The 15,576-nt window shown below is 62.5% G+C and carries 14 protein-coding genes; 4 read left to right on the plus strand and 10 right to left on the minus strand.

The annotated features are described in order from the left end of the window. Both ACQ5ID_RS06680 and ACQ5ID_RS06685 read right to left on the minus strand, forming a co-directional pair. The coding region (locus ACQ5ID_RS06680; RefSeq protein ID WP_429911682.1) for a hypothetical protein at positions 1 to 355 on the minus strand (355 nt) is incomplete at its 3' end. Between the two features lie 130 nt (positions 356 to 485). Beyond that, on the minus strand, positions 486 to 1,220 hold the full coding sequence (locus tag ACQ5ID_RS06685) for a glycosyltransferase family 2 protein (protein WP_429911683.1): 735 nt from the start codon (positions 1,218 to 1,220) through the stop codon (positions 486 to 488). A gap of 127 nt (positions 1,221 to 1,347) precedes the next feature. Here ACQ5ID_RS06685 and ACQ5ID_RS06690 point away from each other — a divergent pair, with 127 nt between their 5' ends. Beyond that, positions 1,348 to 3,063, plus strand: coding sequence for an ArnT family glycosyltransferase (locus ACQ5ID_RS06690; RefSeq protein ID WP_429911684.1), 1,716 nt, complete (start codon positions 1,348 to 1,350; stop codon positions 3,061 to 3,063). Beyond that, positions 3,060 to 3,965, plus strand: coding sequence for a hydroxymethylglutaryl-CoA lyase (locus ACQ5ID_RS06695; protein WP_429911685.1), 906 nt, complete (start codon positions 3,060 to 3,062; stop codon positions 3,963 to 3,965). The genes ACQ5ID_RS06690 and ACQ5ID_RS06695 overlap by 4 nt, the downstream gene beginning before the upstream one ends. Here ACQ5ID_RS06695 and ACQ5ID_RS06700 read toward each other — a convergent pair. From ACQ5ID_RS06700 to cysS, 4 genes are read right to left on the minus strand one after another with little or no spacing between them, the layout of a single operon-like run. Continuing rightward, a complete protein-coding gene (locus ACQ5ID_RS06700) occupies positions 3,962 to 4,897 on the minus strand; it encodes a glycosyltransferase family 2 protein (RefSeq protein ID WP_429911686.1) in 936 nt (311 codons plus the stop codon). The two genes, ACQ5ID_RS06695 and ACQ5ID_RS06700, sit on opposite strands and share 4 nt — an antisense overlap. A 34-nt stretch (positions 4,898 to 4,931) precedes the next feature. Beyond that, positions 4,932 to 5,252, minus strand: a complete 321-nt coding sequence (gene yidD, locus ACQ5ID_RS06705; RefSeq protein ID WP_429911687.1) for a membrane protein insertion efficiency factor YidD — start codon at positions 5,250 to 5,252, stop codon at positions 4,932 to 4,934. A gap of 12 nt (positions 5,253 to 5,264) precedes the next feature. Beyond that, positions 5,265 to 5,702 (minus strand): iron-sulfur cluster assembly scaffold protein, encoded by a 438-nt coding sequence (locus ACQ5ID_RS06710; RefSeq protein WP_429911688.1) that lies wholly within the window; start codon positions 5,700 to 5,702, stop codon positions 5,265 to 5,267. Between the two features lie 8 nt (positions 5,703 to 5,710). Continuing rightward, positions 5,711 to 7,111 (minus strand): cysteine--tRNA ligase, encoded by a 1,401-nt coding sequence (cysS, locus tag ACQ5ID_RS06715; protein ID WP_429911689.1) that lies wholly within the window; start codon positions 7,109 to 7,111, stop codon positions 5,711 to 5,713. Between the two features lie 330 nt (positions 7,112 to 7,441). Here cysS and folE point away from each other — a divergent pair, with 330 nt between their 5' ends. Continuing rightward, on the plus strand, positions 7,442 to 8,077 hold the full coding sequence (gene folE, locus ACQ5ID_RS06720; protein ID WP_429911690.1) for a GTP cyclohydrolase I FolE: 636 nt from the start codon (positions 7,442 to 7,444) through the stop codon (positions 8,075 to 8,077). A gap of 56 nt (positions 8,078 to 8,133) precedes the next feature. On the opposite strand, the gene ACQ5ID_RS06725 is transcribed toward folE, so the two are convergent. Beyond that, the gene (locus ACQ5ID_RS06725; RefSeq protein WP_429911691.1) at positions 8,134 to 9,144 is read right to left on the minus strand and encodes a substrate-binding periplasmic protein; all 1,011 of its coding nucleotides are present in this window, start codon (positions 9,142 to 9,144) and stop codon (positions 8,134 to 8,136) included. After that, entirely contained in the window at positions 9,125 to 10,351 is a 1,227-nt protein-coding gene (locus ACQ5ID_RS06730) for a hypothetical protein (RefSeq protein ID WP_429911692.1), read from the minus strand. Before ACQ5ID_RS06730 ends, ACQ5ID_RS06725 begins: the two co-directional genes overlap by 20 nt. A 400-nt stretch (positions 10,352 to 10,751) precedes the next feature. Here ACQ5ID_RS06730 and ACQ5ID_RS06735 point away from each other — a divergent pair, with 400 nt between their 5' ends. Further along, complete coding sequence (locus tag ACQ5ID_RS06735; RefSeq protein WP_429911693.1) at positions 10,752 to 11,153, plus strand: DUF4168 domain-containing protein; 402 nt, start codon at positions 10,752 to 10,754, stop codon at positions 11,151 to 11,153. Positions 11,154 to 11,208: 55 nt separating this feature from the next. Here the strand turns inward: ACQ5ID_RS06735 and ACQ5ID_RS06740 are convergent, their stop codons facing one another. Then, the gene (locus tag ACQ5ID_RS06740) at positions 11,209 to 12,924 is read right to left on the minus strand and encodes an alkaline phosphatase D family protein (RefSeq protein ID WP_429911694.1); all 1,716 of its coding nucleotides are present in this window, start codon (positions 12,922 to 12,924) and stop codon (positions 11,209 to 11,211) included. Positions 12,925 to 13,061: 137 nt separating this feature from the next. Then, positions 13,062 to 15,425: a TonB-dependent receptor gene (locus tag ACQ5ID_RS06745; RefSeq protein WP_429911695.1), complete on the minus strand. Its 2,364-nt coding sequence runs from the start codon at positions 15,423 to 15,425 to the stop codon at positions 13,062 to 13,064. Positions 15,426 to 15,576 lie beyond the last annotated feature (151 nt).

The raw sequence follows: 15,576 nt of genomic DNA on the forward strand, positions 1-15,576 counted from the left end.
TGACGATGAAGCCTGCCACCGTATCCAGCAGCGCCATCAGCACCAGCAGGAAGAAGGTGGATGATGCAAACTGCGGGACGAGCAGGAAAAGCACCAGCCCCGCAATAAACACCAGCATGGACATGCCGTGATTGATGATCGACGCCGTTCCGGTGTCGGACGATTTCACCATCTCGATGAACAGGAAGAACAGGGCGAGCATCAGTATGAGATCACCCGGTGTCAGGCCCCAGTTGGCGCCCGACATCATCGGTATCTCGAACAGACGAGACCCCATCGCGCCGGTGCCGAATGTAAACGCCACTACAGCGTAAACGATCATCGAAATGCTCAGTTTCGGAAAAATGCTGAACACGGAGAGTCCCCTCCTTCTTGGCTGATTGCCACCTTGCCGGCGCCTTTCGGCTGCCCGCATCCCCATGAAAATGCCGCTACCTGCAGAACTTGGCATTATATCACTCCTCACCCGGCAGCGCAGGAAGGCGTCAGACCTCGTCCCATCCGCCTGTCTGCCTTGAACGGCTATTGAGCCACATCACCCCCATAATGTCACTGATAGAGGCAAAAAGACGTCCAATATTCGTATATTTGGATTTTCCGGCGACACGCGGCCTGTGGCTTACGGGATGAAATTCGACGCCATAGCCCTCGCGCTTCATCAGAGCCGGCAGGAAGCGGTGCTGGTGATCGAAATAGGGCAGGGACAGATACGCTTCGCGGCGCATCGCCTTGATTCCGCAGCCAGTATCCTTTGCATCATCATTGAGCAGGCGCTTGCGCACGCCATTGCCAAGCCGGGACGCAAACTTCTTCCAGGCGCTGTCCTGGCGTCCGACGCGCTCACCGCCGACCATGGCCAGCTGGCCGGGCGCATCCGGACGGGTCAGCTGCGCGACCAGCGCTGGCAGGTCGCCGGGCGGGTTCTGGCCGTCACCATCAAGCGTGCAGACAATGGACCCGCGCGCCGCCAGAAAGCCTGTGCGGACCGCCCTGGACTGTCCGGCATTGCTGCGGTGATTGATAACCCGCAGTTGCGGTACATCGGCCTTCGCGCCCTGCAACTCAGCCAGCGTCTCATCGCTGCTGGCATCATTGACGGCGATGATCTCGAAATCATGCCCGGCGAGCGCCTGCGCGATCTCGCCAACCAGCGCCCCCGCATTGCCCGCTTCATTATGCATCGGAACGACCACCGATATGGCCGGTGCACGAGACGCCATAAAATCCTACCTTCTTTCAGCCGCCCTGCTTGCAGGGGCACGCAGCCCGTTACATACCCAATAGTGAGGCCCGCACCAGCTTGAATATGCAAGAGGCAAGAGCGGGCGCCAGGAGGCGTAAACGGCCATGGTCCGATTATTCTCATCACTGCGCCAGCCGGGCCGGGCCTGGATTGGGGTGCTGGCCGTCATGCTGATAGCCTCTCTGGCAGGAATTTTCACCCTGCCAGTGATGGACCGCGATGAGGCGCGCTTTGCGCAAGCCACCGCCCAGATGCTCGAGACGCGCGATTTTGTGCGCATCAGCTTTCTCGATGAAGACCGCAACAAGAAGCCGGTCGGCATACACTGGATACAGCTGGCCACGGTCTCGGCCGGCGAAGCCATTAGCGGCGCGCTGGAAAACCGCCAGATCTGGGCGTGGCGGCTCGCATCAACGCTGGGCGCTGTCCTCGCCGTGCTTGGCACGCTCGCGCTCGGCAACCGCCTGCTGGGTCATCCGGCGGGCCTTTATGCAGGCGTGCTGCTGGGTGCCAGCGTGCTTCTGGGCGTTGAAAGCGGCATCGCCAAGACCGACGCCATGCTGGCCGGGCTCACCGTCTGGGCGCTTTACGCGCTCATGCGGCTGAGGACAGGTCCGCCCGAAACAGCAAGGCGCTGGGCGATCGCGCTCTGGGTGCTGATGGCGCTCGGCGCGCTGGTAAAAGGGCCGGTGACGCCGATGGCTGTGGCGCTGGCGGCCATCGGGCTCGCGCTGTGGGAGCAGCGCTGGAACTGGTTGCGGCCACTCGCCTTCTGGCCCGGCCCTGTGCTGGCGGCGCTGATCCTTCTGCCCTGGCTGATCTCGGTGCAGATTGCGACCGATGGCGACTTCCTGCGCGAAGCGCTGGGCGATGATCTGGGGCCGAAGCTCGTAACCGGCCATGAAAGCCATGGCGGATTGCCGGGCTACCACATTCTATTGCTAAGCTTTCTTTTCTTCCCGGCCATCCTCTTCCTGCCCGCAGGGCTTCGCGCAGGCATTTCGGCGATACACTCCAGCAGTGAGCATGCCATGGCCGCGCGCATGCTCATCGTGATGAGCATCCCCTTCTGGATCGTGTTCGAGCTCCTGCCGACAAAGCTGCCGCACTATGTGCTTCCGGCCTATCCGGCACTCGCCATATTCGCCGCCTGGGGGCTGATCGAGTGGCGCAGCACACCGGCGCTCTGGCGCTGGTTGGGCGCTGGCTTGATGATCGTGGCGGGCCTCGTTCTCGGCGCGATCCTCTTCGGTCTCAGCCACCAGTATGACGGACCGGTTATGCTGGCATCGCTGCTGGCAGCCCTCCTGATTGCCGCAGCGATTGGCGCTGTTGTGCTGGCCGCGCGTTCAAAAGCCGGCGCAGCTGTGGCGTGCGCGGTAGTGGCCGGACTGGTCTGGCAGGCAGCGGGGCGCGGGATTATCGCGCCTGCCACCTCGCTATCACCGTCTCGCGATGCAGCCGCCCTGATCCATGCGCAGGGCTGGCTGGCACCCGATGTGGCGCTTGTGTCCAGCTATACCGAGCCGAGCCTTGCTTTCGCGCTGCGCAGCGATATCGCCCTGATGGATACTGAAGGGCTTGCCGCAACGGCCAGCGATTTTTCCGCCGAACAGCTCGTCATTGTCGATCTCTCACGCCTGCCTGCCACGGACAGCCCGGAGCGCGAACGCGCAGACAGCTTTGTTGCGGCATTGCGAACCGGGGCTTGCGCCATTGGCGAGGTTGCGGGCTTTAACTATTCACGCGGACGCGCCACATCCCTGCTGATCGCCCGCACAGGTGATTGCACGCCATTTCAGGAGCCAGGCCAGCCATGAGCCGAACCATTGAGATCGTTGAGGTCGGCCCGCGCGACGGCCTGCAAAATGACAAGACGCTGCTGACCACACCGGTAAAGCTGGAGTTCATCGACCGGCTCATCGAGGCGGGCGTGAAGCGCATGGAAGCAGCCAGCTTCGTCAATCCCAAGCTGGTGCCAGCCATGGCCGATTCTGCCGAAATCATGGAGGCCGTGCCACGCGGGCGCGGCGTTTCCTATATCGGCCTGGCCTTGAATGAGCGCGGCATGCGCCGGGCCATCGAGGCACGCTGCGACGAGATCAACTACGTGCTGGTCGCCTCCGAGGGCTTCGGCAAGGCCAACCAGAACGCGACGCCGGAAGAAACCGCAGACCTTCTGGACCGCATTGCGCCGCTCGCCCACGACGCGCAAATCCCGCTATCGGCCACTGTCTCGGTCGCATTTGGCGATCCGTTCGATGGCGAGGTGGATCCGGCCATTCTGGGGCTGCTGGCCGCGCGCGCGGCGGCGGCTGGTGTAACGGAGTTCGCCCTCGGCGATACGATCGGGGTAGCAACGCCGTGGGATGTGGAGCGTGCGATACGGATTGTACGCGATGCCGCGCCACCGCTGAAACTGCGCCTGCACTTCCACAATACCCGCAATACGGCGCTGGCGAATATCCACGCCGCCGTGCAGAACGGCGTCACCATTATCGATGCGTCTGCGGGCGGAATTGGCGGCTGTCCGTTTGCCCCGCGCGCCACGGGCAATGTGGCCACCGAAGATGTCGTCTACATGCTCGAACGCGCCGGGTTTGATACCGGCATTGACCTTGACCAGATGATCTCGGTCGCGCACTGGCTGGAAAACGAGGCGCTCAGGCACCCGGTTGCATCGGCGCTGGCGAAAGCTGGCGAATTTCCGGAGAAAACCTAGTTCCCGGAATTGCGCCGGCGCTGAGCCAGACGAACACGCGCGCGAAGCCGGGTACGCGCCTGCAAAGTACGTGCACTAGCGCGGATGAGCACAGCGCGGCCAAGAAGCGCCATCGTCATCAGCGGTCCGGCTATGACAAGGACCAGCTGGCCGGCCGGGCCTGAATAGGTCCGGAAGAACAGGTTCAGGCCCTTGGCCTTGTACCATTCCACAAGCAGGATATTGGCCGAACTGGTGGAGCCGACATGGACAAAAGCCGCGCGCGGCTCGAAAACCACCTTGCCCCCCATCCGGCGGGCGCGCTCACAGATATCAATATCCTCCACATGGAGGAAATAGCGCTCATCAAAACCGTCGAGAGCCCGGAATGTGTCCCGGCTCATCAACATGGCTGCGCCGGATACTGATGGTGTCTCCACCGGACCTGATGGCAGTGCTTCGTGCTCCCGGTGAAAATCGCGCACGCCCGGCAGGATGCGGGCAAGGCCGGTAAAGCTGAGCATGGCCGACATCAAGGTTAGGCCGCCCCGGCGTCCGCCGCGCTGCTCGCTACCATCCGTATTCAGAATGCGGGCGCCCACAATCGAAACCGGCGGCAGACCTTGCGCGGTGGTGACCATGATCCTCGCCGCGCCGCGCGCGATCAGCGTGTCAGGGTTCAGCAGCAGGATATAGTCACCCGTCGCCGACCGTGCGCCGATATTGCACCCTCTGCCAAAGCCCAGATTGGCCCCGGTATGAATGACGGTCAGGCGCGGCTCTGCCGCCGCCATCGTATCCAGACGTACGGTGACATTGGTGGGATTGTCGTGATTGACGAGCACCAGCTGATGAATATCCGGGTCGCTCAGGACCGAGCGGATCGAGTCAAACAGGACCGGACCGGTCCGGTAGCTGACCATCACCGCGCTTATGCGCCCCCCCGAACTCATCACGACCCCACGCTGGCTGCTTGTTGCAGATCGTCTACTCCTGCGGCGCCCCGAGCGTTCCCCGGAATGCCCAGATTTTCCACCATGGCACACCGGTCCGCTCCAGCGGTGCCGGATCATATCCGTGCGTCCCTCCCGGCCTGCACCGGCCAATACGGCCCAGCGCCAGCCATCCCCCGCGCCAGAGACCCTGCGCCATGATCGCGTCCATGGCGTAGAGCGAACAGCTCGGTTCGTGCCGGCATCGCACACCAAAAGCATAAAATACCGGCGAGAGAGTCCACCTGTAGGCCGTGACGGCCGCGATTCCAATCCACTTTGTGGGGGTTCGGACGGCTTTTTTCTGACAACACATGACAGCTTGGCTCTATTGCGAGCCGGACGAGATCTGGTCGAACGCGGCCAGCGCCGCGTCAAACGCCAGTCTTATCGAGCCATGGCGGGCCGGATAGGCCGATGCCGGTTCGAGGGCGCGCAAGGCGATAAACGGGCTATTGTCCGGAACCGGAATACCTTTGAGCAGGGCGTTGAGCGTATCGGCGCCTTCAGCGAGCAAGGCACGGTCTGCACCGATAATGAGCTGACCCAAAATGCTGGCCGATGCCTGCCCCAGCGCACAGGCCGATACATCCCAGCCAATCGCGCTGACCCGGCCATCGGCGACGTTCATGTCCAGCGTCACTTCCGAACCGCACAGGCGCGAGACCTTGCGCACGGTCGCATGCGGCGCGTCCAGCCGTTTCAGGTGCGCGATGGACGCCGCCAGCGCAATCACGTCCCGCGAATAGGGATCAGGCGTCGTCACGGCGGCGCTCAAGCCTCCTCTACCGCCTTCATCCGCCATACCGGGCCTTCGGGCGTATCGTCCACCAGCACACCCAGAGCATCGATTTCGGTGCGCAGGGCGTCGGCTTTGGCAAAGTCTTTCGCCACGCGGGCGGCGTGACGCTCGCCAAGCAGGCCGTCAATGCGCGCGCGCGTAATGCCGTCAATCCCGTCCACGCCAAACCAGCTATCGGGATCAGCCTGCAACAGGCCCAGCACACGGCCCGCCGCCAGCAGCTCGCCCTTGGCGGCGGCCTGCTCCTCGCGCGCCTCGGCCTTGTTGGCGCGGGCGAGAATTTCAAACAGGGCCGCAAAGGCTTTCGGCGTGTTGATATCGTCGCCCAGCGCTTCGAGCACGCTGGCCGGTACACGCACGTCCGCAGCCTCGACATCGCTCAAGCGGCGCAGCACGCCATAGAGCCGGTCGAGAGACTTGCGGCTCTGCTCGATCAGCCTGTCTGTCCAGTCCAGCGGGGCGCGGTAATGGCCGGAAAGGAGGCCGTAGCGGATGACCTCACCCTTCACCCCGCGCGACAAAAGCTCGCTCGGGCGAATGATATTACCCAGCGATTTGGACATCTTCTCAGCGTCCATCGAGACAAAGCCATTATGCACCCAGTAGCGCGCCAGCGGGCCGTCATGATGCAGGCATTTGGCCTGCGCCACCTCATTCTCGTGGTGGGGGAAGACCAGGTCCATGCCCCCGCCATGAATATCGATGGACGGCCCCAGCGCCGCGCCGATCATCGCCACGCACTCGGTATGCCAGCCCGGGCGGCCCGGCCCGAACGGGCTCTGCCAGACCGGCTCGTCCTCGTTTGACGGCTTCCACAGCACGAAATCGGCCGGGTTCTTCTTGTAGGGCGCCACTTCAACGCGCGCGCCGGCAATCATATCGTCCTGGCTGCGCCGCGAGAGCGCGCCATAGCCGTCGCACTTGTCCACCGCGAACAGGACATGGCCCTCCGCCGCATAGGCGTGGCCAGCCTTTATCAGCGTATCAATCGTCTCGATGATCTCGGCCATATGCCCGGTTGCGGTCGGCTCAAAAGTCGGACGCATAATGCCCAGCGCATCGCTGTCAGAATGGTAGATTTTGGTGAAACGCTCGGTAATCACCGAAATATCAACACCTTCGCTGGCAGCAGCGGCATTTATCTTGTCATCGACATCGGTGAAATTGCGCGCATAGAGCACATGATCTGCGCCATAGACCTCACGCAGCAGGCGAAAGAGCACATCAAACACCACGGCAGGGCGGAAATTGCCGATATGGGCCGGTCCATACACCGTGGGTCCGCACACATACATCGTTACCCGCTCAGGATTCTCGGGAACGAAGCGGCGGCGGCTCCGGCTGGCGGTGTCGTAAAGGATTATATCGCTCATAAGCGGCTATGTAGCTTAACCGTACGCATTGCGCAGCCCCAAAGCGCGCTGGTTTGTGCAGGCGCGCACAAAGCTTGTGGCAGGGGGACTGGCGGTCTAAAACAGCAAATTGACGCCATGGCGCAGTGGAAACCGCAAAATGACGTCATATATGCAGTGCAGCCCATGGAGAAGGATGGCCTTTTCCACCGGACTGCAAGACCCCGGCGCTGGAGCATGTGACAAGGGCCTTCCACCCGCCCGCCCCGCCGCTGGATCCGGAAACCGGCACTATACCGGCCACGCCGCAAGGCTTTGGCCGGGACCCGACAACGAAAGGATCCGCCCTTCATGGACGCGATTGTGAAAAAAACCGACCTCGGCGCCGCCGCCGAAATACTTGAACCTGTTCAGCGCCCGAGCCGCGAGGAGGCCGAAGAGGCCGTGCGGACCCTGCTGCGCTGGGCCGGTGACGACCCCCGCCGCGAGGGCCTGATTGAAACGCCCAAGCGCGTGGTCAAAGCCTATGAAGAATGGTTCCGCGGCTATCACGAAGATCCCGGCAAAATTCTCGGCAAGCGCTTTGAGGATGTGCAGGGCTATGACGACATGGTCATGCTCACCCATATCGATGTGGAGAGCCATTGCGAGCACCACATGGCCCCGATCCTCGGCACGGCGTGCGTCGCCTATCTGCCGGACCGCGCGGTCGTCGGCATCTCCAAGATCGCCAAAGTGGTCGAAGCCTTCTCCAAGCGTCTGCAGACGCAGGAGACGATGACCGCCCAGATCGCCGACGCCATCAATGACGCGATGGCACCGCGCGGCGTCGCCGTCTTCGTGGATGCCAAGCACCAGTGCATGACGACGCGCGGGGTTCACCACCCGCACGTCTCCACCATCACCACGACCTTTACCGGCGAGTTCAAGGCCAATCCCGAACTGCGCGAGCGCTTCATGCGCCTGTGCGAGCAGTCGAAGAGATAGGGCATACAGCCTGAACTTGAAAAAACCCGGACCGAAACGTCCGGGTTTTTTCATGTCTAGTCGATGATCTCCAGATGCATGTTACGCACCAGAAGTTCGCGCCCCACATGGGGCCCGGAGAGCATCACCACGCGCGTTTCGTCCATCATCGTCTGGTAGATGCGCTCATCGCTCTGGCCGTCTGCGATGCGCGGGCTCCATTCAATGATGGTGGCGCGCGCGCCGGGCGGCATGGACAGATGACCCGCCTCCCCCTGTACACGGGCAAGGATCATCGGAAAGCCTTCAGAGGCCACCAGCCGCGCCAGCGTACGTTCGGGCAGGCGCACACGCGCCGAGGGATCGCCCGCCGGGATAATTCCCTCCGCGCGCAGCCGGGCAAGGGAGGCATCAAAACGCGCAATCAGCCTGGTGCCTTCCTCGCTCATTGGCGCGATGACATGCAGGCTGGCCGTGTCCGATACACCCTCCACCGGACGGATCAGTTCCAGCTCGTCGGGAAACTCGCTCGCCAGCGTGGCCTCGGCCACGCTCTGCGTCATCGGCAGGGCGTCAATCTCGCCATCAAGAAGCGCGCGAAGGGCACCAGCCTCGCTTGCAAACACACGGGCATCCCCGGCATAGGCGTCCAGCACCGCGCCATAGCGATAGCCGGCCACCCGGCCAAAGCGCGCACCTTCAAGCCCGGCAGCCTCCAGCGTGCCGAAGCGCCGGTTGTGAAAGATAAGATTGGTGACCTCAAACAGCGGCGCGGAAAACATCACCTCCGCCTCGCGTTCCGGCGTGAGGAAATAGGGAAAGGCCAAGGGCGCGCGCTGGCGCAGCACCTTGTCATAGCTGTAGGCAAAGTCGAAGCGTTGCCAGTCCGGCCTCTCCCCCATGTCATCGAGCACGGTGCGCACCAGATTGACGACGCTGCCCTGCACCGGCGTGCCGGCCTCCACATAAGGCGGCCAGATATCGGTATGGACCGCCAGCGGCTGTGCGCTTTGCGCGCTCACCGGCCCGCAAAGGCAGATCAGGGCGGCCAGCAGCAGGGCAGGAAGGCTATTTTGCTTTTCTGGCAACAAGATACACCCCCAAGAGGACAAGCACGATAAATCCGCCACCAAACAGGGTCGTGTCGGTATTGAGATCAGCAAACACGGACAGAACCTGCGACACGCCGCTATCGGTATATTGCAGGGCCGGACGGGCATTGATCTCGCGGCTGAACGCCAGAAGCCCCACCAGAACATCCAGCACCGCGAAAAGCCCGATCCCGACCAGGATCATGTCGGTAAACAGGCTCGACCGGTCGGCGCGCCGCGCCGCGATCTCGTTTAGTCTGTTCGAGCTCATCTCCACCAGAAGCGCGCCATTGGCCGCCAGCGTGTCATAGGACCAGCCGCTGAGAATCTCCTGCAGCCGGGCCTCCTTGGCGCGGCTCAGAACCGAACGCAGGGCATTATACTCCACCTGCAGCATCTGCATGCGCGAACGGCTGGCTGTCAGCCTTGCTTCGGCGGTGCGGGTGCGGTCGCGTGTCCGCGCGCCTGCGATAATGGCCTGGGTTTCCGCATTCAGCCATTCCTGCGCCGACCAGAAATACTGGGCGATGCGCATGGTGGCGGTAAATTCGCGTGTCCTCGCTGCATCCACATCGACGATCACGTAATTGACCCAGCTCATCGACATATCGAGCGTGCCGGCATTGATGGCGTCTGCATCAAACGGGCGGATGGTGGCGGCCAGCCAGTCTGTTACGAGCGCCTGCACTGACGGCTCCGTCCGCTCCTGCGGCGTCAGAAGCAGGGTGCGCGATATGCGCGTGATATCGAAATCAACCTCGCGCTCCGGCGCAGCGCCCCGGCCCGCGTCCAGCGCATAGTCGGGAAGGGCCTGGCGCGCCCTGTCCAGCGCCGCCCTGAACGCGTCAAAATGCGCGCACAGCCGCGCCTCTGTCTCATCCTGTGACCAGCGCTCCAGCTCGCTGGCTGTCCCGGCTGGCACATCGTCCAGCGTAACTTCTGCAATGGCCAGCGCACCGGGATAGACATGGATACGGATGGTGTCGTCCGGATGCCAGACAAACAGACGCAGATCCCAGACATCCTCACTCAGGACCGCATAGGCCCGGCTGGCATTCTCCGGCAGGTTCAACACCGTGAACGCATCGCCGGGCAGGCCAGCGCGCAAGGCAGCCGTAATCGACCCAAAGGAATCCAGCGATGGAGTGAGACCCGGAGCCAGCCGAAGATCCGTCTTCAGCGGCGCATAGGTGATGATACGCATCGAACAGTCACTCCCCCGGCACGCCTGTCATACTAGGCAGACCGGTCAGACCTGCAACCGCGCCGAGCCGATATCATCCATGACACGGCGGCACCGTGCAGGCCGCAATCCCGGATTATGTGAAATAGTGGTGTGGAGACGCTTGAACTAGCTTTCTGGAAAACAATGCAATGCACAACAAAACTTCTTACGCTGACGTCATAAATAACTGACTCATCAACATATAAAGCATGTGACGCACGTTACATTATCGTAACATTTATGAATCTGGTTCGATGCTTTGCTTAATTTCAGCATCTCGACTGACATTCGTCTGGAACGATGTTATTACTCGAAACGTTCCCGTCCTCACAGCGCGATCAGGCGCTTAATTTTTCGCAACCGGGAAAAGGACATGTCCATGAAGAAATCGTTCCTGACAGCCGTGCTGGCGTCCACCATGCTCGCCGCCGGCGCCGCCGCCCCATCAGCTCTCGCACAGCAGGATGGCGCAATGATGCAGCAGCCCGCCCCGGCAGAGTCCGCAGCGGTAACTGATGAGCAGATCAGCTCCTACATCACCGCGGTCCAGAGCGTGAATATGATCATCCAGACCTATCAGCCTCAACTGGATGCCGCCCAGAGCGAGGAAGCCGCCATGGCCGTCCAGCAGGAAGCCCAGGTTGAGCTGCACGCCGCAGTCGAGCAGAGCGGGCTTAGCGTGGAGGAATATACCTCCATCGCAGCAGGTTCGCAGACCGACCCTGAACTGGCCGAGCGCATCAATGCGCAGGCCGCTGCCCAGGCGGGTCAACCCCAATAGGCAGGCTTGCATGAGACGACCGGCGGGCGGCCCTTGCAGGGCCGCCCGTTTCGTTTCAGCCCAGCCGTTCGACCTGCGGCACCGGCCCGCCATTGGCCGGGCGGACACGCCAGACACTGTCAGGGCGGATCGAGAATTCGCGATCCTTGACGGTCGACAGGATCATCTGCTCGGCGATCAGCTCGCCGCGCGTCAGGGTCAGCCGGGTATAGCCCTTGTCCCAGGCATTATTGCGCAGGATTTCCGCGTTGCGGTCCTCAGCCATCGTGCCGAAATCGACGCCCGGCGCATTTACCGTTTCAAAGGGCGACGGGCTGGTCACGGAGGTGACGCCAAACTCAGTGCCGACCCGGTTTCCTTGCGCGTCGTGCAGATCATTGACCCAGGTGTTATGGGTATCCCCGGTCAGCACCACGATGTCGGCACCGGCATCGCGCACCGTCTGATAGAGACGCTCACGATCCACCGGAAATCCATCCCAGCTATCCAGATTGAGTGGCACGCCGTGCGCGGTGCGCTGGGCAAAATGCCAGTTAAACCCGCCCTGCAGGCGCATATAGGTGCGCAGCCAGAACGGTGTCTGGGTCAGGTAGTTGGGCGCTTCGAGGCGTCCCATCAGCACCTGGTTGGCGATGATACGCCATGGCTTGCCCGCCTGCACGGACGCACTGAGCGCCTCGCCGATCATGGCGCGCTGATCGTCATCAATCATCCGGCGTTCGGGATCACCGATCACCTCGTCGCGCCAGCGCTGCACGGCAGCTTGATTTTCAGGGTCTTCCGGATCGGATTCGACAGGGATCGGGAAGGTGTCGAGGGTCAGTTCCTCAGAGCGTGCCGTCAGGCGGGTCTCGACAAAGATCAGCGTGGCCAGATCACCGATTTCCACCGCGCCATAGCGCGCCTTCAAGGGCTCGGCCTCGCGAACCGGCAGCCAGTCATGATAGGCACGCAGCGCGTTGTCGCGGCGGGTGAACCAGTCACCTTCGGTTTCAGGATCGTGATTTTCCGCGCCATAGCGCCAGGAATCGTTGGCTGTTTCGTGATCGTCCCAGATCAGTATCCAGGGCGCGCTGGCTTTAAGCGCCTGCAGATCAGGGTCGGTGCAGTAGAGCGCGTGGCGGCGGGCATAATCCTCTTCAGTGAGGATCTCATGCATCGGGTCAGGCATGCGCGAAAGCCGCTCGGCATCAGATGTTCCGTACCCGCCATAGCCGTACTCGTAGATATAGTCGCCCAGATGCACGACCAGGTCGAAATCACCCTGATCGGCGGCATCGCGGTAGGCATTGAAAAAGCCGAACGGATAGTTCGAGCAGGAAAAGGCCGCGATGCGGAACCGGTCGACACCCGCCTCAGGCAGCGTGCGGGTGCGGCCCACCGGCGACACCTCATCGCCCTGACGGAAGCGGTAGAAATACTCCCGGCCCGGCTCCAGCCCCTCGATCAGCGCTTTCATCGGCCGCGCGCCATTGACCGCGATCACGCCCTCGCGCGCAGTTACGTCGCGGGTCTCCACGATGCTGTTGAATGTCTCGTCGGTGGCAATCTCCAGCGTGGTGCGGGCATCGCCATCCGCCGTAACAGCTGTCCACACCACAAAGCTGGTCTGGTCAGGATCACCGGAGGCCACGCCATGCTTGAACGGACCCTCAGGCGCGGGCAGCGGATCAAAGCGCATCTCTTCAGACGAGCACGCCGCCAGACCGGCCCCCACGCCAGCTGCGGCCAGAAGCGCGCCACGGCGCGTCAGTGCGTATGGCTTGAACACTGGTTATGCCTCCCCTTGATTGTTCTGTCAGTGAGTGTGCATGGCCTGTGTGACAGGCACAAGAAGAAGGGCCGGACCATTTGCTCCCTCAAGCAGTGGTCCGGCCCTCTTCGCACCGCCCCCCGGCGTGTGCGTTCCTAGAAGTTCACGCCCAGACGGACGCCATAGGTGCGCGGCGAGCCGGCAATGAAAGTCGGCAGGCCGAATGTCGCCCCGGTATTGCCCGCATCGATGAGGTATTGCTCATCGGTGAGATTGTTGCCGAACACCTCGCCATACCAGCGCATGTCAGCGCTTTCAAAGCGCAGGCGGGCGCGCAACAGGCCGTAGGAGTCCTGACGCACACCGGCAAAGCGCTGATTGTCTTCATCGAAGAAGATGTGCGACTGCCAGCTATAGGCCGGAAGCAGGCTGAGCGTGCCCATTTCATTGGAGAACAGCTCGGCGCGCAGGCCGATGGAGGCTGCGTGTTCAGGCGCGTAGCGGAAACGGTTACCGCCGAACTCCTGCGGCACACCGCCCAGCGTATCGTTGATCTTGGCCAGGTTATAGGCGTAGGTGGCATAGACCTCGATTGCATCGGTGATGGCGTAATTGCTCTGGATTTCCAGACCATACTGGGTGGCTTCACCGGCATTGGTCGGCACCAGCGAGCCGTCAAACGGATCAAACTGGCTGGACTGGAAGTTCTCGTATTCCGACCGGAAGATGGAGCCGGAAACAGTGCCGCGATCGAGCGTCAGGAAGGCACCAGCCTCAAGCGAATCCACGATCTCTGCCGGGGCTACCGAGAAGAAGCCCGGAGCGGTCGTGTCCAGCGCCAGAACGTCAGGACGGCGCCCGCGCGCATAGGAGATCCAGGTGTTCAGCCGGTCATTGACCTCATAGGCCGCCACCACGCGCCAGGTCACATCATCAAAGCTGGCGCTCTGGGACACCACCGCGCCATCGGGCGTACCCGGCAGGAGCAGGGCGCGCCCGCCCACGATGAGGTTGGGCGCATCGACGAAACCGCCATAGCCCGACGTGCGCTTGCTTTCGTCAGTATAGCGCAGGCCGGCGGTGAAGCTGAGCCGGTCGGTGGCGCGCAGTGTGACTTCCCCGAACAGGTCAAACGCCTCGGTGCGGCCCGAATTGGCAGCTTCTTCCTGATAGGTGCCCAGCGGCACCGGAACGCCAGCGGCCAGCGTACCGCCAACCGATAGCGGGAACGGGTTGAAGATATTGGTGAAGTCACTGGCCGGAGCGCCCAGCAGGAAGCTCAACGTCGGGAAGAGTGCCGCCGTGGGAACACCCAGCTGCTGGGCAAACTGGGCCTGCACACCAGGGCTTTGCAGGAGCAGGGCCTGCGCACGCGCCTCATTGACGATGAGCGGGATGCGCTGGGTGCCGGATTCGTAGAACCAGGTGGCCCCGATCACGGCAGACACGCGATCACCGGCATCATAGGTCAGGCGGAATTCCTGGCTGGCCTGACGCCCGCGCGCATCTTCAGCGATGTTGATGAGATCAAGCCCGGCCCCGATCGGATCGAACACTTCGCGCGAGTCAAACTGGCGGTAGCCGGTGATGGAGCTGAGCGTCCAGGCGTCATTGAGCGGGTATTCGGCGAGCGCCGTCACGCCCCAGACCGTACGGTCAAGGCCAAGACCCTGATTGTCCTCAAAGCCGGGAAAGGTGAAAAGGGCGGCAGGCGTGTAGGGGCTGGTATCGCCGCCGGGCGTCGGCAGCACGCCGGACTTGAACGAGGTGCCGGGGCCATTGTCTTCCTGATAATTGCCGATCAGGTCAAAGCTGAACCCGTTATCGAGGCGGGCGGAGAACACGCCGCGCACCGCGCTGACATCACGGCCCTGCAGCGTGCCGCCGAGCAGATTGTCGATATGGCCGTCACGGCTGCGGTGCACACCGGCCAGGCGCAGGCCGAGGCCATCACCCAGACCATAATTGACGTGGCTGCCGATCTCGCGCTGGTCGTAATTACCGATACCGCCAAAGAGCGAGGCGGAGAAATCATCCTCGGCCTTGTTCTGGATCAGGTTGATGCCGCCGATCAGCGCGCCGCGCCCGAACAGGGTCGGCTGCGGGCCTTTGGCCACCTCGATGCGCTCCATGTCGAAAAGCTCGACATAGGAACCGCGCGAGCGGGTGATGGAGATGCCGTCCTGGAAGATCGCCACGCGCGATTCGGCATAGGTGTCGCCGCTATCGGTGGTGATACCGCGCAGCGAATAGCCGGTATTGTTCGGGCTCTGCTCCTGGATCACCAGGCCGGGCGTGAACGCGGCCATGTCTTCCAGATTGCGGATGTCGAGCCGGTCGATCAGCTCGGCATTGAATGCCGTAACGTTCACTGGCACTTCGGCCAGCGACTGCTCGCGGAACTGCGTCGTCACGCGGATGACTTCAACCGGCTGAGCCGTCTCGTTCAGCTCGGCAAAGGCCGGGGCGGATACCGCGCCCAGCGCGACAGCCGACATGAGGACAGATTTGCGGATCATGGCATGGTGCTCCTGAATAGCTCCGGCCCGGCACGCTTGCCGGGCTTTCCCCGTGCTGCTACGCCGCCAATGTGACGGGGGCCTATCAGTCGCGTTACAGAAATTTGACGCGCTGCAGCACGTCAGATTGCGTTGCACAAAAAGCACGCTC

It is taken from the genome of Glycocaulis sp. (assembly GCF_050485565.1).
Lineage (GTDB): Bacteria > Pseudomonadota > Alphaproteobacteria > Caulobacterales > Maricaulaceae > Glycocaulis.